A 26685-nucleotide genomic window follows, 5' to 3' on the forward strand; every position below is an offset into this window, starting at 1 on the left:
ACCCCGCGCAGGGGGCGGCCCGGGCCCGTCCGGGTCAGCGCGCGAGCGCCGGCCGCGTGCCGTCGTCCGCCCACTCCCCCACGAGGTCGCGGTAGAGCCCGGAGCGCCGCAGCAGATCGCGGTGGCGCCCGCACAGCGCGTACGTACCGTCCATCACCAGCACACGGTCCGCGCGGAGCGCCGAGCTGATGCGGTGCGCCACGACGATCAGCGAGCCGCCCGGCCGGGCTGCGAAGGCCCGTTCCGCCCGGGCCTCCGTCGCGGCGTCCAGATGGCAGCCGGCCTCGTCGAGGATGGCGAGCGGGGCGGGCGCGAGATGGGCACGGGCGAGCGCGATCAGCTGCCGCTCGCCCGCGGAGAGCGTGCCGGGCGTGACCCGCGCGCCGAACCCGCCCAGCCGCTGCACCAGTTCCGCGGCGCCCACCGCCACGGCCGAGGCCCGCAGCGCGGCGTCCGGCACGGCCTCGGGGCGCGGGCAGAGGTACAGCATGTTCTCCCGGAGCGTCCCGGAGAACACGTAGGCCTGCTGCGGTACGAGAACGCGCCTGGACCCCGCGCCGTTCCCGCCCAGCCGGATCTCTCCCCGGTCCGGGACCAGTACCCCCGCGAGCAGCGCCGCGAGCGTCGACTTGCCGATACCGCTCGGCCCGACGACGGCCAGGTGCCCGCCGACCGGCAGGGTCAGCTCCAGCCCCTGCACCACGGGCGTCGCGTGCTCGCCGTACGCGAAGGACACTCCCCGCGCCGCCACCGCCAGCCCACTGGCGGCGGGCGGCGTCGCCCATGCGGGCAGGGGGGCGGCGGCGTCCGGACCGGGGTCGGGGTGTGTGGCGTGCGCGGCGCCCTGGGAGGGCTCGGTAGTCGGAGCCCCGGGGAGGGCGGCCACTCCGTACCCGGAGCGCCCGGCCGCCTCCTCGCCGGACGGTTGCGCCGCCGCGCGCGCGGTGCGGTTGCCGGCCGTGAGGCCCGGTACCGGGATACCGCCGGGCAGCGTCCGCCGCTTGGCCGGCAGCGCGTGCCGCGGCCGCTTGGCATGCCGGGCCCCGCCGCGGGCCGCGGGACCGGCCGGCTGCTCGGCCGGCTGAGCCGACGGCCGTTGAGCGGCCGGCGGTCGGCCGGCCGACGGGGGGCCGGCCAACGGGCGGGGTACGGGCGACAGCCCGGCCGGCAGCCGGGAGGTCGACGCGGGGTCGGTCCAGGGCTGGTGGGTCGGTGAGTGGGTGGACGCGGAGAGGCCGGTCGGCGGTTGAGCGGCAGCGGGCGGAACGGCGGCCGGTGGCACGGTCGGCCGGGCCGGAATACCCGGGGCCGGGGTGCCCGCGGCCGTCGTGCCGGGGGCCAGGGGGCCCGGGGCCGGCGCGCCCACGGCCGGCGGCAGGGCCGGGGGTTCGGGGGCCGGCGGAAGGGCGAACCAGCGCTGCGTACCGGTACCGCTGGGGAGCGCGGGGCGCGCGACGACGGGCAGGCCGGGGCCGGCAGGACCGGGCGGACGCGGGGCCGGAAGGGCGCCGTTCGCCTCCGCCGCCTCCGTCGGTTCCGTCATCTCCATCGCCCGCGCCGCACCCTCCGTCGCCGACTGCCCCGGCGCGGCCGGGTCCGCCGAGCCGGGCGCCGTCGCGTTCCGTCCGGCCCCGGTCAGCCGGCGCAGCACGACGGCCAGCCGCGTACCGGACGTACCCAGCCCCAGCAGCAGCGCGTGCAGCGCGGGCAGCATCGACTGGCTCAGGTAGGCCAGCGCGCCGACCAGCGCGCCCGGCGTCACACCGTTGTCCAGCAGCCAGGGCGCGGTGACCAGCAGCAGGACCACCGGCAGCCGTCCGCCCACGCCGAGCGCGAGGGTACGGCAGACGTTCCAGCGGGCGAGGGTGCGGGAGGCCCGCCACTCGGCGTCGAAGCGCTCCCCCACCTCGCGCGCCACCCGCTGCTCCGCGCCGGCCGCCGTCACGTCGCGCAGGCCGCCCGCCGCCACGCCCACCGCGTGGACGATGGCCTCGTCGGCCGCCAGGTACGTCTCCTGGCCGCGCGTCATCGGACGCAGCGTCACCACGAAGAGGCCGAGGCCGAGCACGAGGGGCGGCAGGACGACGAGCAGCAGTACCGGCGCGAGCGACACCAGGCCGATCAGCGCGCCGGCGGCGGTGAAAACGAAGCCGCGGGTCACCATGGCCAGCCCGCCGAAGGTGTCGCGGGCGATCTCCACCTGGTGCGCGGCGCGGGACACCGCACCGTGGTCGGCCTCCCGCAGCGCACGGGTGACGACCCGTCGGAGCAGCTCGTCGCGGAGCGGCTCGACCAGGTCGGCGACGGAACGGTAGACCCGGCCCGTGCCGTACGAGCCGACCGCGACGGCCAGCGCGGCGGCGGCCAGCCAGCCGAGGCCGACGGTGAGCCGGCCGGCGAGGAATCCGTCGTCGATGGCTTTGGCCAGCGCGAAGCCGAGCAGGAACGTCTGGGCCGCCTCGGCCACGGACCAGGCGGCCAGCCGCGCCACGACGGCCCGCCGCCGGCCCAGGAACCGCCGGGCCCCGTCCCGCAGCCGCATCCCGCCGCCCGTTCGTCGTCCCTCGCCGCGCACGCCGCTGTCGCTCCCGTTCCTGCCGGTCACTGCCGTCCGTACCTCTCCCGCCGCGGACCGCCCCTCCCGAGCACCCCGCACACCGTCCGCCCTCACTGGTCCCCCCGCCGTTCCACGGCCCACCGCTCCCCGAGCGCCACGACCCGCGCCGCGGTCATCTCGGCCCGGGCCCCGGGGCCGCCCCGCTGCGGCCCGGGGACCTGCCGACCGGGCACCACCGGCCCGCTTCCCTGCGGGCCGTTGGCCTGCGGTCCGGAAACCCCTGAACCGGGGGCCGCTGCCGCGGGAGGCGCCGGGGGCGCCCCCTCCGGCCCCGGGGTCGGAGGAGCCGGAGTGGCCGGACGCGGGGGCACCGGACCGGACGGGGGCACCGGACCGGAAGCCGTCGCGTCGCGGCCCGGGGCCGTCACGCCGGGCCCGGAGCGCAGCGCCCGGCGTGCGGCGGGGGCCGGTCCGTCACCCGGGGGCCGACGGCCGGTTGACGGGGGCCGGGGGTCGGTCGCCGACGACCGGGGATCCGGTACCGACGATTGCGGCGACTGCGCCTGCGGCCGTGGCTGCTGTTCGGTCTGGGCGAGCAGGTCCGCCAGGGCGCGGCGGCGGCGCTGAGTGACGGGCATGCCCTCCGGTATCGGTATGCCCTCCGGCACCGGCCACCCGCCCGGGACCGGCCTCCCCTCCGGCCCCGGCCTCCCCTCGGGTGCCTGCGCGGGGCCGTCCGCAGACCCCTGGCCGTGGGCCCAGCTCGGGACGTTCGCGGCGCCGGGCGACGACGGCGGCCACTGCGCCTCCACGGGCGTCGGCCCCTCCGACCGCGCGTCGGCCGGCCGCGCACCGGCGGGCCCCCCGATACGCCGGGCCCCCCGCCCCGGGAAGTCACCGCCCGCCGCGCCGCCGCGCGAAGCCCCGTTGCCAGGGCGGCCGCCACGCAGTGCACCGTCCGACGCCCCGTCGCCCGACGACGCGCCGCTCGGCGTACCGAGGCCCGGCTCCTCCCCCTGCACGGCCGCCGCGCCGTGGCCGATGGCTCGGCGCGGGCGGGAGCCGGGGGCGCCGGCCGGCGGCCTCCCCGCCGCCGGGCCGCCCGCCGGGCGCTTCCGCACCGGCAGCCTGGCCGTCGTCCGGTCCTCCTCCGCCGTACCGTCGCCCGCGACCGGTACCTGCCACCGGCGGGGTGCCGGCCCGCCTTCCGCCGCGAGCGGGGCCGGCTCGTCCTGCCCGAACAGGGCCCGGTAGCGCGGGTCCTCCCAGAGCGTGGCGTGCGGCGCCAGCGCGCGGATGAAGCCCGCGTCGAGCCAGGCGACCAGGTCCGCGCGGGCGGCGGTGGCGGCCCGGTGCGCGATGATCAGGCGGGTCCCCGCCCGCACGTCCCGCAGCAGCGCACGGCCGACGCGCAGTTCGGTGACCGTGTCGAGGCTGGAGGTCGCGTCGTCGAGGATCAGCAGCCGTTCGGCGTGCGCGAACGCGCGGGCCAGGCCCAGCCGCTGGATCTCTCCGCCGGAGAGCGGTACGTCGGCGCAGGGGGTGGCGTACCCCTCGGGCAGCCGCCGGATGAAGGAGGCCGCGCCCGCCGCGTGGGCCGCCGCTTCCACGTCGCCGGGCCCCGGCTCGTACACCCCGTACGCGATGGTGTCGTGCACCGTCCCGCCCAGCAGCGCGGGCCGTTCGAAGGCGTAGCCGACGGAGCGCCGCAGCGCGTAGTGGCTGAGCCCGCGCAACGGCTCGCCGTCCAGCAGGACTTCGCCCGCGTCCGGTTCGATCAGCCGCCCGGCGACGGCGGCGAGGACGGACTTGCCGGTGCCGGAGCGGCCGACGACGGCCATCGTGCAGCCGCCCGGGACGGTCAGGTCGAGGCTGTCCAGGACGAGGTGGCCGGCCTTCCGTACGGTGATGCCGCGCAGTTCGAGCGCGCCCGCGCACGCCCGGGCATCCTCCTCCCCGTCGGCGCCCGGCTCCCCCGCACCCCTGCCGGAAGCCCCCGTCCCCGCGGAAGCCCCCTCGGAAGCCCCCGCAGGCGCAGCACTCGCCCCGGCGGCCTCCGACTCCCCGTACTCGATGGCCGGGAGGTCCTGGAGTTCCGTGAGGCGGCGGGCCGCGGCGCGGCTGTGGACCAGGCCGTTGAGGTGGCCGACGAGTGTGCCGACGCCGGCCGCGAGGACCGCGTACCGGGAGGCGGCGAGCAGGTCGCCGATGGTGAGGGCGCCGGCCAGCAGCCGCATCCCGCCGACCGCGAGCACGGCGATCTGGAGCAGCGGGACCAGCGCGGCGGCCTGGGCGGTGGACCGGCCCTGCACCCGCCACATGCGGTGGCCCTGCCGGGAGAGGGCCGGCAGGGGCGCGAGGATGCGGCCGGCCTCGCGCTCGTGGCTGCCGGCGGCGGCGATGGTGCGGGCGCCGCCGATGGCCTCCAGCAGCCGTCCGGCGATGTCGCCCTGGATCCGCTGGTACTGCGCCACGCAGTCCCCCGTGTCGCGGACGAACGCGCGCATCAGCAGCGCCAGCAGCGGCAGTCCGAGGACGAAGGTGGCCGCGGTCCACGGGTCGAGCAGGGCCAGGGCCACCAGCGCGCCGACCGGGGTGAGCGCCATGGCCGCGGTGGCGGCGAGCGCGGTGGGCGCGGTGCCGGCCGTGGCGGCGTTGCCCACGACCCGTGCGACCAGGTCGCCGGTCTCGTGGCGCTCGGTGGCGGTGGGCCCGGCGGCCAGTACGCCGCGGAGCGCCCGGCGCCGCAGCCAGGCGGTGGCGCGCGCGTCCGTCGTACCGGTGAGCAGCCCGTCGAGCGCGCCGAGCAGTACGAGCAGCGCGGTCAGTCCGGCGCAGGCGAGCAGCCAGGACTGTGCGGGGCGGCCGTCGAGCAGCAGGTCGAGGGTGTGGCCGAGGGTGGCGGGGAGGGCGAGACCGACCGCGGCGCCGCCGGTGGTGAGCAGCAGGACTGCCGAGGCCCGGGGGGCGCTGTGGCGCAGTGCGCCGAGCAGCAGCCGGTCGGCGGGTTTGGCGGTCACGGTTCTTCCTCCCGGACGAGCTTTTCGAGCTGACGATCAGTTGGAGCGCAAGGGCTGAGCTGGATGGAGCGAACGGGCTGAGCTGTACCTGACAGGGCGATACGCGGATGTGGGCGCTGCGCAGGCGGTCGTGGGCGGTATGCAGGCAGTGGTGCGTGGACGGCGTGTGCGGGGAAATGGTGTGCGTGCGGCTCGTGTGAGCCGCACGCACACCGGTCCGTACCGGGCCGGATCGGCTTGCCGGAGCAGGCCGGCCGACACGGGCGGCGGGCCGCGCCGTACCGGGCCGGACCTCACGGTCCGGTACGGGTACGGCCGCCTCCCGTGCTGTGGCCGGCCCGTATCACCTCACGGTCTCGGGCCGACAGGTTCCGGAACGAACCTGATCAGGGGCGGTGCGCCGGTCAGAGGCGCAACGCGTCCGGTTCGGGCAGCGGTGGCAGGAACGGCAGTTGCACCGGTTCCTCGTGCAGCGCCGAGCCGAGGGCGAGCAGGCAGCCGGCCGTGCCGGTGGACAGGTCCATCGACAGCCGCATCAACTGATCGCCGGGAAAGGCCAGTTCGCCCCGGTAGGGCATCGTGTACCAGCTCAGGTCGGCGATCTGTGACGCCAGCGCGGCCTCGACCTCGGGGTCGGGCGTCGTGGTCCGGGCCAGGTGCAGCACCATGCCGGCGCGCCCCCGGAAGAGGCCGGGCTGCGCGTAGAAGCGGGCCTGCGCGGCCGGCAGCATCGCCATCCGCGCCTCCTCGAACTCCGCGTCGGCGCGGTGCGTGAGGTAGTCGTCGAGGACCATCGCGATGCCCACCGACCCGGCACCGAGGTAGGGCATGGTGCGCCAGCCCTCGTCGACCAGCAGCGTGCCGCGCGCGTTGCGCACGCACCGGGCGAGGTCACTGCGGAGCGCCTGCGCCGCGAGGTCGAGCAGCCCGGGGTCCCCGGTGCCTTCGTACAGGCGCAGGAAGAGCAGGGCGGGGCCGCTCGCGCCGCGCAGCAGTCCGGCCCGGTTCGCGCAGCTCTCCAGCCGGTCGGCGGCGTGCCCGGCCGCCTCCAGCGCCCGGTCGCGCAGTTCGCGTGCGCCGCGTTCACGCGCCAGGTGGTCCAGGGTGAGGCCGATGCCGGCCAGTCCGCCGTACAGGTCGGGGCCGAGGCGGTACCACTTCTCGGCGAGCACCCGCTCGATCAGTTCGTCGGCCCGTTCGCGGTGGCCGAGCCGGTCCAGTACATAGGCGACGCCGGCGAGTCCGTCGTAGCACCCGAGGGGGGTGCCGAGGGGAGGCGGAGCGGTCTGCCGCAACAACCACTCCTCACCCTCCTCGAACCCCTCGGCACCCGTCTCGGAGAGCGCGTACAGGACACCGGCCGCTCCATGGGCGATGCCGAGTCCGCCGCCGTCGGCGAACTGGGCGACGTCGCCGGGGAACAGGCGGTCCGTGCGCTCGGGCGTGGCCGAGGCGAGGATGCCCCGGGCCATGGACTCGCGGCTGCGCGGCCAGTCGGCCGGGTCGCAGACGTACGGTTCGCGGGTGTCGACCGCGACGAGGTGGCGGGCCTGCGCGGGGCGCCGGATCCGTGCCTTGACGGGCTGGGGCGCGCAGATGGTGCGCACGGCTTCCTCCAGGAACCCGGGCGGTACGCCGGGGAATTCGCGGGCGATCGTCTCGGCCAGGTCGGTCGCCTTGTCCCGCTCGATCGCCAGCAGCTCCGTCATCGGCAGGAAGAGCGCGAGGCGCAGGCAGGCCAGCGCGTACCGGTCGATGTCGTAGCCGGTGCGGTCGCGGGGGACGGCGAAGGCCGGGTGGGCGAGGGAGTGCCGGGCCGGGTCGGCGACGTCGGTGGCGGCCTCCAGGTCCAGCAGGGTGACGCTCAGTTCGTCGGGCGCGACCATGACGTTGAACAGATGCAGGTCGTTGAGGACCAGGCCGCGGCGGTGCACCGCGGTGACGGCCTGCTCGACGGCGGCATGCATGCCCACCGCCCACTCCGTGTAGGAGGTCAGCGCCGCCGGCTCGGGGTCGGCGGCGAGCAGCGGATGCCGCTCGGTGAGGCAGGCGTGCAGCGTCTTGCCCGGGACGTGGTCCACGACCAGGAACCGGTGGTCGCCGACGGCGACCCAGTCGCGCACCTCCGGGGCCACGCCGAGGCCCGAGAGCCGCCGCAGCGCGGCGCGTTCGCGCTCCAGCCGGGTGACCGCGTCGGCCCCGTCGGCGGCGAGTCCGGCGTGCGGCCTGGCCTCCTTGAGGACCACCCGCTCCCCGGTGTCCCGGTCGCGGCCGAGGTAGACGCCGCCCCCGTTGGCGAAGCGCAGCGCCGATTCGACGGCGTACGGCAGGTCGGCGACGGTGGTGGCGTTGCGCGCCTTGAGGTGCGGGGCCAGGAAGCCCGGCAGCTCGGCCCACTCCGGCGGCCGGAAGGCCGGTTCGCAGCGGTCGGGCACCAGCCGGCCCTCGGCGTTCTCGATGGCGGGCACCAGCGCCCCGGTGCCGTCGACGCAGTGCCGCCGGGTGAACCCGCCGTACCGCACGTACAGCGGGCCGTCGTGCCACCGCAGGTCGCTGAGGATGTACGGGCCCGGCTCGCCGTCCAGCAGCGAGCCCAGCTCCTCCAGAATGCGGTGGCAGTCCTCGACGTCCGCCGGGTAGATGGTGGCGAATTTGCCGCCGGCCGTCCGGTCCGCGTATTTCGAATTCCGCAGCCGCAGCGGGCGCGGGCCCGGCACGAACTTGAACGGCACGGAATGGGCGACGCAGTAGTCCCAGACCTTGGAGGCAATCTTCTCCGCATTGTCCGGGCAGGCCGACACATGTACCTTCCACCCCTGTGCCGGCCTGCCCGGACGCGGGTTCCCCTCGCTGTCCACGGGATTCACGTGGAGCCAGTCCCCGGAGAGGAAACAGCGCCACCCTTCGGGGACTGCGCGCTGCGCCGCTTCGTACACCGCGCTGTCGTCGGCTGCGGCGTCCTCCCCGACGGACAAACGGTCCGGGGTTTCGTAGAAATACCTGCCGGCTAGGCAGTACACCTCGTACCGCTTGTCCATCGTCTCCCCCCTCGGCGGCGTGGAACAGAGATTTCCACGTACGGAGAGGGGCGGACAGTCACAGACGTCATGACGTCACCGTGAGGAACGCACGAGTAACCCTAAGTACGAACCAGCTGGTCGCACGGGTGTTCGCCTGGCGTTACTCCTCCGGCGGGAAGACAGCTTCCCCGGAGTCGGCCTCCGTAATCACGATCGCCTCGACGGGACAGCCCTCGGCCGCGGCCAGCACCGCCTCCCGGGCGTCCACCTCGTCCTTCACCGGGTGGGACTGGCGCGCCGAGTCCAGCCGGAACCCGTCCGGCGCGGTGCTCACGCACAGCCCCGAGCCGATGCAGACGCCGCGGTCCACCTCCACCTGCCACCGGGAACCCATGGCTCACGCCCCCGCCGGGAGATGGATCATCTTGTGCTCCAGGTACTCGCCGTACCCCTCGGGGCCGAACTCCCGCCCGATGCCGCTGTTCTTGTAGCCGCCGAACGGCCCGAGCATGTCGAGGCTGAAGGTGTTCACGGAGTACGTACCGGTGCGCACCCGGCGCGCCACCTCGATGCCGCGCTCGACGTCCGCCGTCCACACCGAGCCCGACAGGCCGTAGTCGGAGTCGTCGGCGATCCGCACCGCCTCCGCCTCGTCCTCGTACGGGAGCAGGCAGATCACCGGACCGAAGATCTCCTCGCGGGCGATGCGCATGCCGGGGGTGACGTCGCCGAAGAGGGTGGGCTCCACGTACCAGCCGGTCCCCTGGTCCGCCGGCCTGCCGCCGCCCGCGAGCACCTTGGCGCCCTCCTGCTGCCCGGCGGCGATGTACTCCAGCGAGCGGCGCCGCTGCCGCTCGGCGACCAGCGGGCCGACCTCGGTGGCCGCGTCCAGCGGGTCGCCGACCTTCAGCGCGGAGGCCGCCGCGGCGAACCGTTCGGCGATCTCGTCGTAGTGCGAGCGCGGCGCGAGGATGCGGGTCTGGGCCACGCAGGCCTGGCCGTTGATCATCCACGCGAAGGGCGTGATCCCGGCGACCGCCGCGTCCAGGTCGGCGTCCGGCAGGATCACCGCGGCCGACTTGCCGCCCAGCTCCAGCGTGACGCGGCTGAGGTTGCGGGCGGCCACCTCCATCACGCGCTTGCCGGCCGCGACCGAGCCGGTGAAGGACACCTTGTCCACGCCCGGATGCCCGACCAGGTACTCGCTGACCTCCCGGTCGGCCGGGAGGATGGACAACACCCCTTCGGGCAGCCCGGCTTCGGTGGCGATCTCCGCGAGCAGATACGCGTCCAGCGGCGTCTCCGGCGACACCTTCAGCACCGCCGAGCACCCGGCCAGCAGCGCGGGGGCGAGCTTGGCGGCGGCGGTGAACTGCGGGACGTTCCACGGCACCACGGCCGCGACCACACCCACCGGTTCACGGCGGATCAGCAGCGGCCCGAGCACGCCCTGCCGCCGCTCCTCGTACGCGAAGTCGCGGGCGACCGTGATCGCCGCGTCCCAGACCATCATCGCGGCCAGCGACTGCACCATGATCCCGGAGGTGTACGGGGTGCCGTTCTGCGCGCTGATGAGCCGCGCGAACTCCTCGCTGCGCACGGCGAACGCGTCCTTGATCCGCGTGACGACCGCGATCCGTTCCTCGAGCGGGGTGTGGGCCCACACTCCCGAGTCGAAGGACGCGCGCGCGGCCGTGACGGCCCGGTCCACGTCCTCCCGGGAGGCGTGCGGCACCCGGCCGATGACCTGCTCGGTGTGCGGGGAGACGACCTCGATGGTGTCCCGGCCGGCCGGATCGACCAGCTCACCACCTATGTAGAGCTGTCCGTGCTCGATCGGGCCAGTCATCGATCCAGTCATCGATTCCGCCTCCTGCGGGCCGCCGTTACCTGTCGCGTCACCGGAAAACTGATCTGACGCAGCATCAGAACTGATACCAGTTCTAGTTATAGTGGGCAATGCACGCGACGGCGTGCGGGCCGAGAGGGGCGATGGCATGCCGCACGTGATCGACCACCGGGGCGGGGTGTGGAGCATCGCCGTGCCCATACCGGACAACCCGCTGGGGCACACCCTCGTGCACCTGCTGGAGACGGACCGCGGTCCGGTGCTCATCGACACCGGCTGGGACGACCCGGACTCCTGGGACGCGCTCGCCGCCGGGCTCGCCGCCTGCGGCACCGCCGTCACCGACCTGCACGGCGTGCTCATCACCCACCACCACCCCGACCACCACGGCCTGTCGGCGCGGGTCAGGGAGGCTTCCGGCGCCTGGATCGCGATGCACGCCGCCGACGCCGCGGTCGTCCGGCGCACCCGCGAGGCCGAACCGGGCAGCTGGCTGGCGTACCTCATCGACAAGCTCGCCGCGGCGGGCGCGCCCGAGGAACACCTCGCGCCCCTGTACGCGGCCCGCGCCAAGGGGCGCACCCGCGCGCTCCCCGAGAATCGGCCCGCGCTCCCGGACCGCGAGATCGTCCCCGGCGAGCTGCTGGACCTCGCGGGGCGGCGGCTGCGGGCCGTCTGGACGCCGGGGCACACCCCGGGCCATGTCTGCCTGCACCTGGAGGAGGCACATCCGGCGGCGCACCCCGGGAACGGGCGCCTCTTCTCCGGCGACCACCTGCTGCCCGGCATCACCCCGCACGTCGGCCTGTACGAGGACCCGGACGACGTCACCGTCACTGATCCCCTTGGCGACTACCTCGACTCCCTGGAGCGGATCGGCCGGCTCGGCGCCGCCGAGGTGCTGCCCGCGCACCAGCACGCCTTCACCGGCGCGGCGGAGCGGGTCGCGGAGCTGCTCACCCACCACGAGGAGCGGCTCGGCGGCCTGCGCGCGCTGCTCGCCACGCCGCGTACCCCCTGGCAGCTCGCCGAGGCCATGGAGTGGAACCGCCCCTGGGAGCGGATCCCGTACGCCTCGCGCACCATCGCCCTCTCCGAGGCCGAGGCCCATCTGCGGCGCCTGGTGAAGCGGGGGCTGGCGGAGCCGGTGCCGGGCTCGGACCCGGTGACGTACCGGGCGGTGTGAGGCACCGGCCGTCCGGACGCGAGGGCGTACGGGCGGCCGTACGCATCCCGTACGTGCCGGGAGCCGGCCGCTACCCGCCGGTTAAAGTGTTGCGACAAGTTCATTCGTGCCCGACCGGGGGAAGCCGGTGGAAAACCGGCGCTGACCCGCAGCCGTGAGCCCTGGTGCGCACCCGCGCGCCGGAGCGAGCCGGAACACCCGGCGGGGCACACCCAAGGCTCCCGCGTGCCGCCGGCCGCCCTTCAGCGGCCGCCCGGCGCGCGGCACCGTCGAGGTATACGGAGCTGAGCCCGGTGCCACCGCGCCGCGCGCGAGTCGCGGACGTGGTGCGGCGGAGTGCGGCTGCGTGTCCCCCACGGCTGTGTGAGCCCCACCTCGCGCACCCCGCGAACCGACCGAGAGGCACCGACCCCATGGCCATCACGGCCCGCTCCCTCGCCGCCCCGGTGCGCCGCTGCGCCGCGGCCCTGGCCGCCGCCGTGCTGTGCGCGGCCGCTGCCCCCGCCGCGTTCGCCGACTCCCCCGCGCCCGGCGCTTCCCCGAAGCTCCCGAAGGGCCTGTACGGCAGCACGGACCCCAAGTACGACGGCGTCTGGCGGCAGTCGCTGGCGCTGCTGGCCCAGGACGCCACGGGCGTGCGCCCGGCGGACGAGGCAGTGGACTGGCTCGTGGGGCAGCAGTGCGCCGACGGCGCGTTCACCGCGTACCGCGCCGACCCTCCCCCAAGTTCTCGGCTCCGCTCGAACAGCGGGGACCCCCATCAGGACTGCGACGCGAAGACCCTGCGGGACACCAACCAGACGTCCGCCGCCGTCCAGGCGCTGGCCGCCGTCGGCGGGCACTCCGACGCGGTCCGCAAGGGCGTCTCCTGGCTGAAGTCCGCGCAGAACGACGACGGCGGCTGGGGCTCGGCGGCCGGTGCCGACAGCGACGCCAACTCCACCTCCGTCGTGATCGGCGCGCTGACCGCCACGGGTACGAAGGAGGCGGCGCTGCCGAAGAAGGACGGCAAGTCGCCGTACGACGCGCTGCTCGCCTTCCGCCTCGGCTGCGACGTCAAGAGGGCGGACCGCGGCGCGTTCGCGTTCCAGGCCAAGGACGGGAAGCTCGCGGCCAACGACGACGCGACGGCGGCCGCGGTGACCGGGGCCATGGGCAAGGGCTTCGTCGTCGAGCCCGGTGGGGACGCCGCGAAGAAGACGTCCTGCGAGGAAGCGGCCGAGGACGCGCAGGGTGCCGCGAGCGGCGGCGCCGATCACCTCGTCTCCGCCATGGCCGCGCACGGCCACCACCTGATGTCCGCCATGCCCGGCGCCGAGGACCAGCCGGACGTCGGCAACACCGCCGACGCCGTGGTCGCGCTCGCGGCCGCCGGCCGGCCCGACGACGCGAAGCAGCCGCTGGAGTGGCTCCGCGGCCACTCCGCCGCCTGGGCGAAGCAGAGCGGCCCGGCCGCCTACGCACAGCTGATCCTCGCCGCGCACGCCACCGGTGCCGACCCGCGCGCCTTCGGGGGCACGGACCTCGTGGCGAAGCTCAACGCGACCGGGCCGAAGCCGGCGGCGCAGCAGCACGCGCAGGGCCAGGAGGCCGAGCAGAAGGACGAGGGCGGCATCTCCGTGTGGTGGGTCGTGCTCGTCGGCCTCGCGGTGGGCGCGGGCATCGGCTTCCTGCTGAGCGGCCGCCGGAAGCAGAACCAGCTGTGAGGCACGCCGCCCGGATCGCACGCGGCGCCGGCGCCCTGGTCCTGGCCGGTACGGCCACGGGCCTGGCCGCCGGCCCCGCGCACGCCGACGAGTACCGCTACTGGTCCTTCTGGACGGCGGACGCGCCGGCGCGCGGCAAGAGCACCTGGTCGTACGCCACCGAAGGGCCCTCGACCGCCCGCCCCGAGGACGGCGGCGCGGTCGGCTTCCGCTTCACCGTCAGCGCCGACTCCGCGCGCGCCGCGACTCCGCGCGCGGCGGCCGACTTCGACGCGGTCTGCGGCGGCACGAAGGCGGCCGACGGCCGCAAGCGCGTCGCCGTCGTCGTCGACTTCGGCACGGCGGCGGACGCCCCCAAGGGCGAGACGCCGCCCGCCGCCCGCGAGAAGTGCGCGCGGGTCCCCGAGGACGCGAGCGCCGGTGAGGCCCTCGCCGCGGTCGCCGCACCGCTGCGGTACGACTCCAGTGCGCTGCTGTGCGCGATCTCCGGCTTCCCGGAGAAGGGCTGCGCCGAGCAGGCGGGCGGGTCCTCCAAGGAGGCCACCGGCTCCGCGGCGCCCGATGCCGGCGCGTCCGACGGGGACAGCGGCGCCGGCGGGCCGTCCGCCGGCCTGATCGGCGGCATCGCCGCGGTCGCCGTGCTCGGCGCCGCCGCGGTGTGGCAGGCCCGGCGTCGGCGCGGATGACGGCGCCCGGCCGGCTGCGCGCTCCCCTCGCCACCCGGGGGCGCACGCTGCACGCCGGCGCGTGGTGGCTGTGGGCGCTGGGCCTGGCGACGGCCGCGTCCCGCACCACCAACCCGCTCCTCCTCGGGCTGCTCGTCGGCGTCGCCGGGTACGTGGTGGCGGCCCGCCGCACCGACGCGCCGTGGGCCCGCTCCTACGGCGCCTTCGTCAAGCTCGGCCTCGTCGTGCTCGCCGTCCGGCTGGTCTTCGCCTTCGTGCTCGGCTCGCCCGTCCCCGGTACGCACACCCTGGTCACGCTCCCCGAAGTGCCGCTGCCCGACTGGGCGCGGGGCGTGCGGATCGGCGGCCGGGTCACCGCCGAGGGCATGGTCTTCGCGCTGTACGACGGGCTGAAGCTGGCCACGCTGCTGATCTGCGTGGGCGCCGCCAACGCGCTCGCCAACCCGGCCCGGCTCCTCAAGTCCCTGCCCGGCGCGCTCTACGAAGCGGGCGTCGCCGTCGTCGTGGCCATGACCTTCGCCCCGAACCTGGTCGCCGATGTCCAGCGACTGCGTGCCGCGCGCCGGCTCCGCGGCCGCTCCGACCGCGGCTTCAAGGCGCTGCTCCAGGTCGGCCTGCCGGTACTGGAAGGCGCGCTGGAGCGTTCGGTGGCGCTCGCGGCGGCGATGGACGCCCGCGGGTACGGCCGTACCGCACAGGTGCCGCGCGCCGTCCGGCACACCACCACGGCACTCACCCTCGGCGGCCTCCTCGGCATCTGCGCCGGTACGTACGGGCTGCTCGCGGCCCAGGGCGCCGGATACGGGCTGCCGGTGCTGGCCGCGGGGCTCGCCGCCGCGCTCGCCGGGCTGTGGCTCGGCGGCCGCCGCTCGGTCCGCACCCGCTACCGGCCCGACCGCTGGGGTCCGCGCGCCTGGCTGGTCGCGGGCTCCGGCGTGGCGGTGGCCGCGCTGATGATCTGGGCGAACTCCTACGCGCCCACGGCCCTGCACCCGCCGGCCGTGCCCCTGACCGCACCGGCACTCCCGCTCTGGCCCGCGCTGTCGGTCCTGGTGGGGCTGGTACCGGCGTTCGCCGCACCGGTACCGGCGGGTTCCCCCGGCCCGCCCGCCGAACGGCGCACGAAGCAGGCGGGGCCGCGCCCGGAGAGCGTGGAGGCGCGCCCGGACAGCGTGGCGCCGCACCCGGACAGCGCGACGGAGAACGTGCAGAACGCGAAGGAGAGGACGACGTGATCCGGTTCGAGCAGGTGTCGGTCACCTACGGGGACGCCGGCACGCCCGCCGTCCAGGGGATCGACCTGACCGTCCCCGAGGGCGAGCTCTGCCTACTGGTCGGCCCGTCCGGCGTCGGCAAGTCGACGGTACTGAACGCCGTCTCCGGCCTCGTACCGCACTTCACCGGCGGCACGCTGCACGGCCGGGTCACCGTCGACGGCCGCGACACCCGCACCCACCGGCCCCGCGAACTGGCCGACGTGGTCGGCACGGTGGGCCAGGACCCGCTGTCCCACTTCGTCACCGACACCGTCGAGGACGAGCTGGCGTACGGCATGGAGTCGCTCGGCCTCGCCCCCGACGTGATGCGCCGCCGCGTCGAGGAGACCCTCGACCTCCTCGGCCTCGCCGACCTCCGCGACCGCGCCATCACCACCCTCTCCGGCGGCCAGCAGCAGCGCGTCGCCATCGGCTCCGTCCTCACCACCCACCCCAAGGTGCTGGTCCTGGACGAGCCGACCTCGGCCCTGGACCCGGCCGCCGCCGAAGAGGTACTGGCCGTGCTCCAGCGGCTGGTCCACGACCTCGGCACCACCGTCCTGCTCGCCGAACACCGCCTGGAACGCGTCGTCCAGTACGCCGACCAGGTCATCCTGCTGCCCGCGCCCGGGGCCGCGCCGGTCATCGGCGAGCCCGCCGACATCATGGCGGTCTCCCCGGTCCACCCGCCGGTCGTCGCCCTCGGCCGGGCCGCCGGCTGGTCACCGCTGCCGCTGACCGTACGGGACGCCCGCCGCAAGGCCGGCGCGCTCCGCGAGCGGCTGGCCGGGCAGTCCCCGGCGTCCCCGGGCGCGGCGGCCGGCGCACCGCCCGTGCCGTCCGCCGCGGCGCCGGTCGCCGAGGCCGCCGGGCTGTCCGTACGCCGCGGCCGCATCGACGCGCTGCACCGCGTCGACCTGGCCGTACGCCCCGGCGAGACCGTCGCCCTGATGGGCCGCAACGGCGCGGGCAAGTCGACACTGCTGAACACCCTGGTCGGCCTGCACGAGCCGGCCGCCGGATCGGTCCGGGTGGGCGGCGCCGTGCCGCACCGCACCGGCCCGCGCGAGCTGCTCCGCCAGGTCGGCCTGGTGCCGCAGGAGCCGCGCGACCTGCTGTACGCGGACACCGTCGCCGCCGAGTGCGCGGCCGCGGACGCCGACGCGGGCGCTGCCCCCGGCAGCTGCCGCGCCCTGGTCACCCGGCTGCTTCCCGACGTCCCCGACGACACCCACCCCCGCGACCTCTCCGAAGGCCAGCGCCTCGCCCTGGCACTCGCGGTGATCCTCACCGCCCGGCCGCCGCTGCTCCTGCTGGACGAGCCGACCCGCGGCCTGGACTACGCGGCCAAGGCCCGGCTGGTGACCGTGTTGCGCGACCTCGCCGCCGAAGGCCACGCCATCGTCCTCGCCACCCACGACGTGGAACTCGCCGCGGAACTCGCCCACCGCGTCGTCATCCTCGCCGACGGCGAGGTCGTCGCGGACGGCCCGACCGCCGAGGTCGTGGTCTCCTCCCCGTCCTTCGCGCCGCAGGTCTCCAAGGTCCTCGCCCCGCTGCCCTGGCTCACCGTCCCCCAGGTCACCCACGCCCTGGCCGCACTGGAGCGCACGGCATGAGCCGGGCCACGGAAACGGCACGGGCCGCCGGCGCCGCGCAGCGGCAGGTCCGGGCGATCCACCTCGGCCCCCGGTCGGTGGCCGCCCTCGTCCTCGTCTCCGCCGTCGGCATCATGGCCTTCGGCTGGCCGCTGCTGGCGGACTCCGCGTCCGGCCTCGCGCACTCCAAGGACGCGCCCTGGCTCTTCGCCGCGCTGCTCCCGCTGCTGCTCGCGGTCGTCGTGGCGACCATCGCGGACGTCGGCCTGGACGCCAAGGCCATCGCCATGCTCGGCGTGCTCGCGGCGGCGGGCGCCGCGCTGCGGCCGCTCGGCGCGGGCACGGCGGGCATCGAGCCGATGTTCTTCCTGATGGTGCTGTCGGGGCGGGTGCTCGGGCCGGGCTTCGGCTTCGTGCTCGGCGCGGTGTCGATGTTCGCGTCAGCGCTGCTCACCGGGGGTGTCGGCCCCTGGATGCCGTTCCAGATGCTGTCGATGGGCTGGGTGTCGATGGGCGCGGGCCTGCTTCCCGGGGCCGACCGGCTCCGGGGCCGGCGCGAGATGCTGCTGCTGGCCGCGTACGGCACGGTCGCGTCCCTCCTGTACGGCCTGGTCATGAACCTCCAGGGCTGGCCGTACATCGCGGGCCTCGCCTCCGGTGTCTCGTTCGTCCCCGGCGACCCGCTCCCGGACAACCTCGCCCGCTTCGTCGCGTACTGCCTGGCCACGTCCCTCGGCTGGGACCTCCCCCGGGCGCTGGTCACGATCGTGCTGACCCTCACCGTCGGCCCCGTCCTCCTGAAGGCCCTCCGCCGCGCCACCCGCCGCGCAGCCTTCGACGCCCCGGCAACCTTCACGACCACGACCACGGCCACGGACAGGGCCACGACGGACAGCGGCTGAGGAGGGGCAGCGGCCACGGGGCTGGTGGACTCCGGGGCCCTCCCCTCCCTTCCCTCCTCGGGTGGGGCCCCCTCCCCCCTCCCCCTCCCCCCTCCCCCGCCCCACCCCCTCCACCCCGTTTTCTGTGAAGCCACGCACAGGGACCTTGGTCACATACGAAGCGCGATAGCAGGTCCCCGCGCGGCCCCTGCCCGCCTGCGCGCCCTGTCCCGCGCGCGGGCTGCGGCCCGGTGACCGGTCCGGGGCCCGGGTCCCCGCCGCGCGGCCCGGTACGAAGCGCGTACGTACCGGGGGTGGTTGCGGGTGCCCCCGACCGCCTCGCACGGTGAAGTGGTCGCCGGGTCCGCAAACCTCACCGCTGCCCGGCGACGCACCCCGCCCCGTGCCCCCGTCGGAAGGTTCTCCCTCCGTGCTGTCCACCGTGTCCTCTGCCGCCGGCCGTACCGCCCCCCGTCTCGTCACCCGTCGCCGCGCCGCGGGCGCTGCCGCCGCCGGTGCCGTGGCCCTCGGCGCCGCCACCGCCGCCGTCGCCGCGACCCCGGCGCACGCCGCCGAGCGGGCCGGTGCGAGCGAGGCGCAGGCCGCGGCGCACCAGCAGATCCCGGACCAGCGCCAGTACCAGTGCTTCAGCAACATCGTGGAGCGCGAGAGCGGCTGGGACCCGCAGGCCTCCAACGCCTCCTCCGGCGCCTACGGCCTGGTCCAGGCGCTGCCCGGCTCGAAGATGGCCTCGGCCGGCGCGGACTGGAAGACCAACCCGTCCACCCAGGTCAAATGGGGCCTGAACTACATGAACGAGCGCTACGGCAGCCCCTGCGGCGCCTGGTCCTTCTGGCAGTCCCACAACTGGTACTGAGCACGAGCGGCGTCCTGACTCCGCTCCCCCCTTTCCGCCGGCGGCGTGGCCCGGGTCCTAGACCCCGGTCGCGCCGTCGAGGCGTTCGCGGAGCAGGTCGGCATGGCCGTTGTGCCGGGCGTACTCGGCTATGACGTGGACCAGGATGCGGCGGAGCGAGACCGGCTGACCGCTCGCCGCGTGGGTGCCCGTGGCGTCCAGCGAAGGCGTGGCGGCGACGAGCTTGCGGGAGTGCGCGCACTCGGCGCGCCAGAACGCCAGCTCTTCCGCCGCGTCCCCGTCCAGCATCTCGAAGTCCTGGTCGGGGTGGTCGTCGGAGTAGTACGGGAAGTCGTCCCGCTCACCCGCGAACTGGACGCGGAACCACCAGTGCTCGACGCCGGCGAGGTGACGGATCAGCCCGTGCAGGCTGAGGCCGGAGGGCGGGACGCTCTTCTCCGACAGGCGATCGGCGTCTATCCCGGCGCACTTGAGCTCGAAGGTCCTGCGGTGCCAGTCGAGGAACGAGGTGAGGATCTCCCGCTCGTCCCCGACCAGCGGCGGGGCGGGGCGCTCCTCGGGCCCCGCCCAGACCGGCGGAAGGTTCTCCGGGGGAATGGCGGGCGGTGCTGCGGGAGCCGTGGAGTCCGCCGGCTCTGCCGCGCCCGTCGGTTCTGTCGTCATGTCTGGAGTGTGACAGGCGCCACTGACAATGGCCGCCGGCCGCCGCGGCGCGGCAGGGTCCGCGCCCTCGCCGGCCGGGCCGTCACAGCCGCTGGATGATCGTCCCGGTTGCCAGTGCGCCGCCCGCGCACATGGTGATCAGGGCGAATTCCTTGTCCCTGCGCTCCAGTTCGTGCAGGGCCGTGGTGATGAGCCGGGCGCCGGTGGCGCCGACCGGGTGGCCGAGGGCGATGGCGCCGCCGTTCACGTTGACCTTCTCCAGGTCCTGTTCGAAGACCTGGGCCCAGGACAGGACGACGGAGGCGAAGGCCTCGTTGATCTCGACGAGGTCGATGTCCTTCAGGGACATGCCGGCCTTGCCGAGCACCGCGCGGGTCGCGTCGACCGGTCCGTCCAGGTGGAAGTGCGGGTCGGCGCCGACCAGGGCCTGGGCGACGATGCGGGCCCGCGGCTTCAGCCTGAGGGCCCGGGCCATCCGCTTGGACGCCCACATGACGGCGGCGGCGCCGTCGGAGATCTGGGAGGAGTTGCCCGCGGTGTGGACGGCGGTGGGCATGACCGGCTTGAGGCCGGCGAGCGCCGCCATGCTCGTGTCGCGCAGCCCTTCGTCGTGGTCGACCAGCCGCCACATGCCCTGCCCGGCGGCCTGTTCCTCCTCGGTGGTGGGCACCTGGACCGCGTAGGTCTCGCGTTTGAAGCGTTCCTCGGCCCAGGCCTGCGCCGCCCGTTCCTGGGAGATCAGGCCCAGTGCGTCGACGTTCTCGCGGGTCAGGCCGCGTTTGCGGGCGATGCGTTCGGCGGCCTCGAACTGGTTGGGCAGGTCGACGTGCCACTCGTCGGGGAAGGGCTTGCCGGGGCCGTGCTTGGAGCCGCTGCCCAGGGGGACGCGGGACATCGCCTCGACGCCGCAGCCGATGCCCACGTCGATGACGCCGGCCGCGATCATGTTGGCGACCATGTGGTTGGCCTGCTGAGAGGAGCCGCACTGGCAGTCGACGGTGGTGGCGGCGGTCTCGTACGGCAGGCCGACCGCGAGCCAGGCGTTGCGGGCGGGGTTCATGGACTGTTCGCCGGCGTGGGTGACCGTGCCGCCGACGATCTGCTCGACGCAGTCCGGCTGGATGCCCGTTCTCTCCAGGAGTTCGCGGTACGTCTCGCCCAGTAGGTAGGCGGGGTGGAGGTTGGCGAGCGCGCCTCCGCGCTTGCCGATCGGGGTGCGGACGGCTTCGACGATGACGGGTTCAGCGGCCATGACTCGTCCTCTCCTGGCTGTCCGGGCGGCCCGGCACCCGGGCAGAACTAGTACGCGTTCTAGTTCCGCGCCCAGTCTCACGAGCCTCACGCGCCCGCGCAAGAGTGCTGCGCCGACCGTATTCGCAAGTATTTCCCGCGTGAGCCTTGCCACTTGTAGAACTCGTTACTACCTTCGCGACATCTTCTGATGGCCCGTCAGGAGTACGGGAGAACCGGCCGCCGAAGCCGGAGAGACGGACCTGGAGACGCCGATGCCTTGTCCAGCGCTGCCCGACGGGTTCGACTTCACCGACCCCGACGTCTACCGAGACCGCGTACCCCTCCCCGAATTCGCCCAGCTGCGGCGGACCGCGCCCGTGTGGTGGAACGCCCAGCCGCACAACATCGCGGGCTTCGGGGACGACGGCTACTGGGTGGTGACCCGGCACGCGGACGTCAAGGAGGTCTCCACCCGGCCCGATGTCTTCTCGGCGCACCGCAACACCTCGATCATCCGCTTCAACGAGTCCATGACCCGCGACCAGATCGACGTACAGAAGCTGATCATGCTGAACATGGACCCGCCCGAGCACACCCGGGTCCGGCAGATCGTCCAGCGCGGCTTCACCCCCCGCTCCATCCGCGCCCTGGAGGACGCGCTGCGCGACCGGGCCGGCCGGATCGTCGCGGAGGCGAAGAAGAACGGCCGCGGCGACTTCGTCACCGACATCGCCTGCGAGCTGCCGCTCCAGGCCATCGCGGAGCTGATCGGCATCCCGCAGGAGGACCGCTCCAGGATCTTCGACTGGTCCAACAAGATGGTCGCGTACGACGATCCCGAGCTGGCGATCACCGAAGAGGTCGGCGTCAACGCGGCGATGGAGCTGATCTCGTACGCCATGAACCTCGCGGCGGCGCGCAAGGAGTGCCCGGCGAAGGACATCGTCAGCGCGCTGGTGGCGGCGGAGGACGAGGGGAACCTGGGCAGTGACGAGTTCGGCTTCTTCGTCCTGCTGCTGGCGGTGGCGGGCAATGAGACCACGCGCAACGCCATCACGCACGGGATGCACGCCTTCCTCACCCACCCCGAGCAGTGGGAGCTGTACAAGCGGGAGCGCCCCTCGACCGCCGCCGAGGAGATCGTGCGCTGGGCGACGCCCGTGGTCTCCTTCCAGCGCACCGCCACCCAGGACACGGAGCTGGGCGGCGCGCACATCAAGGAGGGCCAGCGGGTCGGCATCTTCTACGCGTCGGCCAACAACGACCCCGAGGTGTTCGACCGGCCCGAGGACTTCGACATCACCCGTGACCCCAATCCGCACCTGGGCTTCGGGGGCGGCGGCCCGCACTTCTGCCTGGGCAAGTCGCTGGCCGTGCTGGAGATCGACCTGATCTTCAACGCCATCGCCGACGCCGTACCGGACATCGCGCTCAGCGGCGACCCGCGGCGGCTGCGTTCGGCGTGGCTGAACGGCGTGAAGGAGCTGCGGGTCAGCTACGGGTAACTCCCGGGCCCCGCAAGGGCGGTGGCCACCGGACCCCCGGTGGCCACCGTCTTTCCTTTTGGCGGAAAACCGCCCGACCCGGAACCTTGCCAACCCCCACTGGCGCACTTACATTCAACTCAACTCGTCGGTAACACCGGCGGTAACACTCGGCACGCGGCCACGACCCGCTGCGTCCGCCCCCCCACGCGCCTCGTTCGCCCCCCACGCATCGATCAGCCCTGCGCCGGCCGCTCCCGGGCCGACGCGTCGCCGGTCGATGAGCCAGCTATCGATCCACGCATCGAAGGGGACAGCAGCCATGAAAGACGCACACGGCAGACCGGTCACGGGACGGGTCAGCGCACGGAAGTTCGCCGTGCTGGCCGTCCCGGCCTTCGCGGGCACGGCGGCCCTGGCCATCGCCCTGGGCAACGGCGCGCTGGCGGCCTCGTTCGCCGTCTCGGGCCAGCAGTTCAAGGTCTCGGCGAGCAGCCTCAAGGGGGACGGCTTCGCGCAGTACGGCGGGGTGGACGCCAACGCACGCGGTGAGCTGCTTCCGGTCGCGGTGACCGCCATCAAGCAGGCGGAGCTGAACAACCTCTGCCAGTCGGTGGTCACCAAGCTGCCCGTACTGGGCAACATCTCGCTGAACCTGACCGCGGGCAAGGGCGGCAAGCCCGTCGAGGCCAAGAACCTCTACGTCGACGCCACCCAGCTCTCGGGCAACGCCTCGTTCAACAACATCGAGATCGGCCGGGACGCCTCCACGCTGGACAAGGGCCCGGCCGAGGCGCAGGGCATGCAGGACGCCTTCGCCCAGCAGGCCGACGACGTGAACATCACCGACCTGAAGCAGACCGCGTGGGCGACCAACGCCGGCACCTTCAAGCTCTCCGGCCTGAGCATGAAGATCAGCAAGGGCAAGAAGGAATGCTTCTGACCCGGCGCGCGGGCGGCCGCCGGGCAGCGCGGGGCGATGCGCGGCGGCCCCGCTCCGCCTGGTGGCGCTGGCGCAAGGCGCGGCCCTTCTGGGGCGGGCTGGCCACGGTCCTGGCGGGCCTGGAGATCTGCGTGATCCCGCTGGCCCCGCTGAAGGTCATGCTCCAGCAGGGCATCGCCGGCATCCCGTCCGTGCTGATGGGCCTGGTGATGATCGTGATGGGCCTGACCGCCTGGTTCGCGCCGCACTACCGCGGGCTGGCCGGCGTACTGACCGTCCTGATGGCGGCCGCCGCGCTGGTCATGTCCAACCTCGGCGGCTTCTTCATCGGCACCGTGCTCGGCATCCTCGGCGGCGCCCTGATGTTCGCGTGGCAGCCCGTCCCGGAGCCGGAACCGGCCGCCGACGGTCCCTCGCCGGCGGGCACGGCCGCCGGCGGCGCGCCCACGGCCGCGGGCCCGGCCGTCTAGCGCGCGGCGGCTCTGCCGCCCCTCCCAAGAACGGCGTCCTCGGCCGCCTCGGCCGTGGCCGAGGACGCCCTGCACCACCGCACCTCACAGCACACCGACGCACCACCAGCACCACGAGCACTGATGCACCACCAGTACCGCCTGCACCACCAGCACTCCGTACCGGTACCGCACGATCACTCGATCACCCGCAACGGCAACCGCAAGGAGACCCCTCGATGATGCAGCTCAGACCCCGTACGCATGCCCGTACGCTGCTCGCCGCCGGCACCGGCGTCGCGGCGGCGGGCGCACTCTGCCTGGCCGTCACCGCACCCGCCACCGCGGCAGCGCCCGCCCCGGGCGTGGCCGCCGGCTCCACCACCGTCACCCCCGCGGGCCACGCCTTCGCCGCGAAGCTCACCGGCAAGGCCACCTTCAAGGCCGGTTCGGTGACCGTGACCTGCTCGGCGTCCAACTCCACCGGCCAGGTGCCGGCCGCTCCCGGCAACCACAACGACGCCGGACCGGTGTCCAGCACGATCAGCGCGCCCACGTACGGTTCGTGCACGACGAGCATGCCGGGCGTCAGCGCCACCGTCACCACCAGCGGCGCGTGGGGCGTGTCCATGCAGAACGGCTCGCCCAGCACCGCCGTGATGAACATTCCGCAGGGCGGTGTCGTCGTGAAGACCAGCGGCCTCGCCACCTGCACGGTCACGGCGGCACCCAGCGGCCCGGCCACCGTCAACGGCAGCTGGACCAACGGCGCGCCGTCCACGCTCACCTTCTCCGGCGCCTCGGTGCCGGTGACCGTCACCGGCGGCTTCGGCTGCCCGACGAGCGCGACGGCCTCGACGTTCGGCGCCACGTACGCGGTGTCCGACACGACGGACCCGGCGTCGCAGATCACCGTCACCGGCTGACCGAGCGGCCGCCCGCACCGGCCGTCCCGACGTGCCGGTCCACATCCGTCCGAGTGGCGCCGCGGAGCCGCCGGACGGATGCTGGACGGGCGACGATCCGACGGCGCGGCGTTCCCCGGAATGCCGCGCCGTCACGTGGGATGGGTCACATCAGGGCCCTCAGTTGCACGTGATCGCAGCGATAAGGATCACAGGAATACTTTTTCCGTGTCCGTTCTGTCCGCCGCATCGCCCCTGCAACGAGGGGGTTTCACCCCCTTCCCGTATACGGACGAACACCTTCCGTGACGATCCGTTCTGCCCCTAAGGTCGACATTCGCCCGTCGGTGGCCCGGCGGGCTTTGCAATGCAGTCGTCCCAGAGAGCGCAGGCGAGCGAACACGTGCCGACGCACACCTCCGTCGCCCCGGGCCCCGGTGCCCGTGCGAAAGACCGGGCTCCTTCCAGCGAGGAGCGGCACGGTGCCACGGTCGTCGACCCGGCCATGGCCAAGCGAGCGGTCTCGGCGGCCGCGCTCGGCAACGCGATGGAGTGGTTCGACTTCGGCGTCTACAGCTACATCGCGGTCACCCTCGGACAGGTGTTCTTCCCGTCCGGGAATCCGACCGCGCAGTTGCTGTCGACGTTCGGAGCGTTCGCCGCGGCGTTCCTCGTAAGGCCCATCGGCGGCATGGTCTTCGGTCCGCTCGGCGACCGTATCGGACGCCAGAAGGTCCTCGCCATCACCATGATCATGATGGCGATCGGCACCTTCGCGATCGGCCTGATCCCCTCGTACGCCGCCATCGGCGTCTGGGCCCCCGTCCTGCTGCTGATCGCCCGCCTGGTGCAGGGCTTCTCCACCGGCGGTGAGTACGGCGGCGCCTCCACCTTCATCGCCGAGTACTCGCCCGACAAGAAGCGCGGCTTCTTCGGCAGCTGGCTGGAGTTCGGCACGCTCGCCGGCTACATCGGCGGCGCCGGCCTGGTCACCCTGATGACCGCGCTGCTCAGCCATGACGACCTCATCTCCTGGGGCTGGCGGATCCCGTTCCTGATCGCGGGCCCGATGGGCATCATCGGCCTCTACCTGCGGATGCGCCTGGAGGAGACCCCGGCCTTCGCCGCGATGGAGAAGGAGGCGGCGGAGCAGGAGAAGCAGCGCCGCACCGCCGAGAAGAAGACCGGCCTGCGCGAGATGATCGTCGGCCAGTGGCGCGCGATGCTGCTCTGCATCGGCCTGGTCCTGGTCTTCAACGTCACCGACTACATGCTGCTGTCGTACATGCCCAGCTACCTGACCTCGGAGCTGAAGTACGACGAGACCCACGGCCTGCTGGTCGTGCTGGCCGTGATGGCCGTGATGATGTGCGTCCAGCCGTTCGCGGGCCGCGCCTCCGACCGCTTCGGCCGCCGCCCGGTGATCGCCGTCGGCTGCATCGGCTTCTTCGTCCTGTCCGTCCCGGCGCTGCTGCTGATCCGCCAGGGCTCGCTGGCCGCGATCGGCCTGGGCATGGCCGCGCTCGGCCTGCTGCTGGTCTGCTTCACCTCGACGATGCCGTCCACGCTGCCCGCGCTCTTCCCGACGAAGGTCCGCTACGGCTCGCTCTCCATCGGCTTCAACGTCTCCGTCTCGCTCTTCGGCGGTACCACCCCGCTGGTCGTGACGGCCCTCATCGGCGCCACCGGCGACAAGATGATGCCCGCGTACTACATGATGGCGGCCGGCGTCATCGGCGGTATCGCGGTGTGGAAGATGTCCGAGAGCGCCGGCCGGCCGCTGCCGGGCTCCAAGCCCGCGGTGGCCAGCGAGGCCGAGGCCCGCGAGCTGAGCAAGGCGGCCTGACCCCGCCGCGCACGCGCGACTGCCCGACGAGGCCCCCTGCTCCGCAGCAGGGGGCTGTGTCGTAACTGTCCTGTCCGGATCCGTGCCCGGGCCGCCCGGGGGCCGTCCGGCGCGATGCGGCAGGATGGCGGCATGAGCATCGTGAAGATCAATGTGCTGACCGTCCCCGAGGAGCAGCGCGAGGTGCTGGAGAAGCGCTTCGCCTCCCGCGCCGGCGCGGTGGAGTCCTCGGACGGCTTCGCGTGGTTCGAGCTGCTGCGCCCGGTCGAGGGCACCGACCAGTACCTCGTCTACACCCGCTGGCGGGACGAGGAGGCCTTCCAGGCGTGGATGGAGGGCCCGATGAAGGCCGCGCACCAGGGCGGCGGCGAGGGCGGCGAGCGGCCGAAGCCGGCCGCCTCCGGCTCCACCGTCTGGTCCTTCGACGTCGTCCAGCAGGCCGCCCCGAAGACCGCCTGAGCCGGTACGACCGCCCGGCCACCGCCGGGCACCCGCGCGGGTCACGGCGCTCCGGGTGAGCGGCCGC

General features: G+C 74.4%; 21 protein-coding genes and 1 riboswitch. Of the genes, 14 read left to right on the forward strand and 7 right to left on the reverse strand.

The genetic code is table 11. The features are described 5' to 3' along the window. Positions 1 to 34 precede the first annotated feature (34 nt). From ABZ840_RS10860 to ABZ840_RS10880, 5 genes are all read right to left on the reverse strand, one after another. Positions 35 to 2542 (reverse strand): ATP-binding cassette domain-containing protein, encoded by a 2508-nt coding sequence (locus ABZ840_RS10860; RefSeq protein WP_361557725.1) that lies wholly within the window; start codon positions 2540 to 2542, stop codon positions 35 to 37. Positions 2543 to 2667: 125 nt separating this feature from the next. Next, positions 2668 to 5577, reverse strand: coding sequence for an ATP-binding cassette domain-containing protein (locus ABZ840_RS10865; protein WP_361556691.1), 2910 nt, complete (start codon positions 5575 to 5577; stop codon positions 2668 to 2670). 404 nt (positions 5578 to 5981) lie between these two features. After that, entirely contained in the window at positions 5982 to 8615 is a 2634-nt protein-coding gene (gene lanKC / locus ABZ840_RS10870) for a class III lanthionine synthetase LanKC (RefSeq protein WP_361556694.1), read from the reverse strand. A 142-nt stretch (positions 8616 to 8757) separates the two neighbouring features. Continuing rightward, positions 8758 to 8991, reverse strand: coding sequence for a ferredoxin (locus ABZ840_RS10875; RefSeq protein WP_361556697.1), 234 nt, complete (start codon positions 8989 to 8991; stop codon positions 8758 to 8760). Positions 8992 to 8994: 3 nt separating this feature from the next. Beyond that, positions 8995 to 10446 carry an aldehyde dehydrogenase gene (locus ABZ840_RS10880; protein WP_361557728.1) on the reverse strand — a complete coding sequence of 484 codons (1452 nt, stop codon included), beginning with the start codon at positions 10444 to 10446 and terminating at the stop codon, positions 8995 to 8997. Between the two features lie 148 nt (positions 10447 to 10594). Here ABZ840_RS10880 and ABZ840_RS10885 point away from each other — a divergent pair, with 148 nt between their 5' ends. From ABZ840_RS10885 to ABZ840_RS10915, 7 genes are all read left to right on the forward strand, one after another. Then, a complete protein-coding gene (locus ABZ840_RS10885; RefSeq protein ID WP_361556700.1) occupies positions 10595 to 11632 on the forward strand; it encodes an MBL fold metallo-hydrolase in 1038 nt (345 codons plus the stop codon). Positions 11633 to 11712: 80 nt separating this feature from the next. After that, a riboswitch (cobalamin riboswitch) is annotated at positions 11713 to 11853 on the forward strand. 192 nt (positions 11854 to 12045) lie between these two features. Continuing rightward, positions 12046 to 13338: a prenyltransferase/squalene oxidase repeat-containing protein gene (locus ABZ840_RS10890; protein WP_361556703.1), complete on the forward strand. Its 1293-nt coding sequence runs from the start codon at positions 12046 to 12048 to the stop codon at positions 13336 to 13338. After that, the gene (locus ABZ840_RS10895) at positions 13335 to 14024 is read left to right on the forward strand and encodes an SCO2322 family protein (protein ID WP_361556706.1); all 690 of its coding nucleotides are present in this window, start codon (positions 13335 to 13337) and stop codon (positions 14022 to 14024) included. The genes ABZ840_RS10890 and ABZ840_RS10895 overlap by 4 nt, the downstream gene beginning before the upstream one ends. Beyond that, on the forward strand, positions 14021 to 15259 hold the full coding sequence (locus tag ABZ840_RS10900; protein ID WP_361556709.1) for a CbiQ family ECF transporter T component: 1239 nt from the start codon (positions 14021 to 14023) through the stop codon (positions 15257 to 15259). Before ABZ840_RS10895 ends, ABZ840_RS10900 begins: the two co-directional genes overlap by 4 nt. Continuing rightward, on the forward strand, positions 15256 to 16899 hold the full coding sequence (locus tag ABZ840_RS10905; protein ID WP_361556712.1) for an ATP-binding cassette domain-containing protein: 1644 nt from the start codon (positions 15256 to 15258) through the stop codon (positions 16897 to 16899). The genes ABZ840_RS10900 and ABZ840_RS10905 overlap by 4 nt, the downstream gene beginning before the upstream one ends. Next, on the forward strand, positions 16896 to 17780 hold the full coding sequence (locus ABZ840_RS10910) for an ECF transporter S component (RefSeq protein ID WP_361556715.1): 885 nt from the start codon (positions 16896 to 16898) through the stop codon (positions 17778 to 17780). The genes ABZ840_RS10905 and ABZ840_RS10910 overlap by 4 nt, the downstream gene beginning before the upstream one ends. Before the next feature lie 409 nt (positions 17781 to 18189). After that, positions 18190 to 18636 (forward strand): transglycosylase SLT domain-containing protein, encoded by a 447-nt coding sequence (locus ABZ840_RS10915; protein ID WP_361556718.1) that lies wholly within the window; start codon positions 18190 to 18192, stop codon positions 18634 to 18636. Positions 18637 to 18693: 57 nt separating this feature from the next. Here the strand turns inward: ABZ840_RS10915 and ABZ840_RS10920 are convergent, their stop codons facing one another. Further along, positions 18694 to 19299, reverse strand: coding sequence for a DinB family protein (locus ABZ840_RS10920; protein ID WP_361556721.1), 606 nt, complete (start codon positions 19297 to 19299; stop codon positions 18694 to 18696). Between the two features lie 82 nt (positions 19300 to 19381). Then, positions 19382 to 20551 (reverse strand): steroid 3-ketoacyl-CoA thiolase, encoded by a 1170-nt coding sequence (locus ABZ840_RS10925; protein ID WP_361556724.1) that lies wholly within the window; start codon positions 20549 to 20551, stop codon positions 19382 to 19384. Between the two features lie 253 nt (positions 20552 to 20804). Here ABZ840_RS10925 and ABZ840_RS10930 point away from each other — a divergent pair, with 253 nt between their 5' ends. The 7 genes from ABZ840_RS10930 (at position 20805) to ABZ840_RS10960 (ending at position 26618) form a co-directional block, all read left to right on the forward strand. Then, positions 20805 to 22037 carry a cytochrome P450 gene (locus ABZ840_RS10930; protein ID WP_361556727.1) on the forward strand — a complete coding sequence of 411 codons (1233 nt, stop codon included), beginning with the start codon at positions 20805 to 20807 and terminating at the stop codon, positions 22035 to 22037. 301 nt (positions 22038 to 22338) lie between these two features. After that, on the forward strand, positions 22339 to 22959 hold the full coding sequence (locus ABZ840_RS10935) for a DUF6230 family protein (protein WP_361556730.1): 621 nt from the start codon (positions 22339 to 22341) through the stop codon (positions 22957 to 22959). Beyond that, positions 22950 to 23429, forward strand: a complete 480-nt coding sequence (locus ABZ840_RS10940; protein WP_361556733.1) for a DUF6114 domain-containing protein — start codon at positions 22950 to 22952, stop codon at positions 23427 to 23429. Before ABZ840_RS10935 ends, ABZ840_RS10940 begins: the two co-directional genes overlap by 10 nt. 54 nt (positions 23430 to 23483) lie before the next feature. Further along, positions 23484 to 23651 (forward strand): hypothetical protein, encoded by a 168-nt coding sequence (locus ABZ840_RS10945; protein WP_361556736.1) that lies wholly within the window; start codon positions 23484 to 23486, stop codon positions 23649 to 23651. Further along, positions 23648 to 24334, forward strand: coding sequence for a hypothetical protein (locus tag ABZ840_RS10950; RefSeq protein WP_361556739.1), 687 nt, complete (start codon positions 23648 to 23650; stop codon positions 24332 to 24334). The genes ABZ840_RS10945 and ABZ840_RS10950 overlap by 4 nt, the downstream gene beginning before the upstream one ends. 484 nt (positions 24335 to 24818) lie before the next feature. After that, positions 24819 to 26159: a glycine betaine/L-proline transporter ProP gene (gene proP / locus ABZ840_RS10955; RefSeq protein ID WP_361557731.1), complete on the forward strand. Its 1341-nt coding sequence runs from the start codon at positions 24819 to 24821 to the stop codon at positions 26157 to 26159. A gap of 132 nt (positions 26160 to 26291) precedes the next feature. After that, the gene (locus ABZ840_RS10960) at positions 26292 to 26618 is read left to right on the forward strand and encodes an antibiotic biosynthesis monooxygenase (protein WP_361556742.1); all 327 of its coding nucleotides are present in this window, start codon (positions 26292 to 26294) and stop codon (positions 26616 to 26618) included. Positions 26619 to 26685 lie beyond the last annotated feature (67 nt).

The organism is Streptomyces sp. NPDC047117 (assembly GCF_040643545.1).
Lineage (GTDB): Bacteria > Actinomycetota > Actinomycetes > Streptomycetales > Streptomycetaceae > Streptomyces.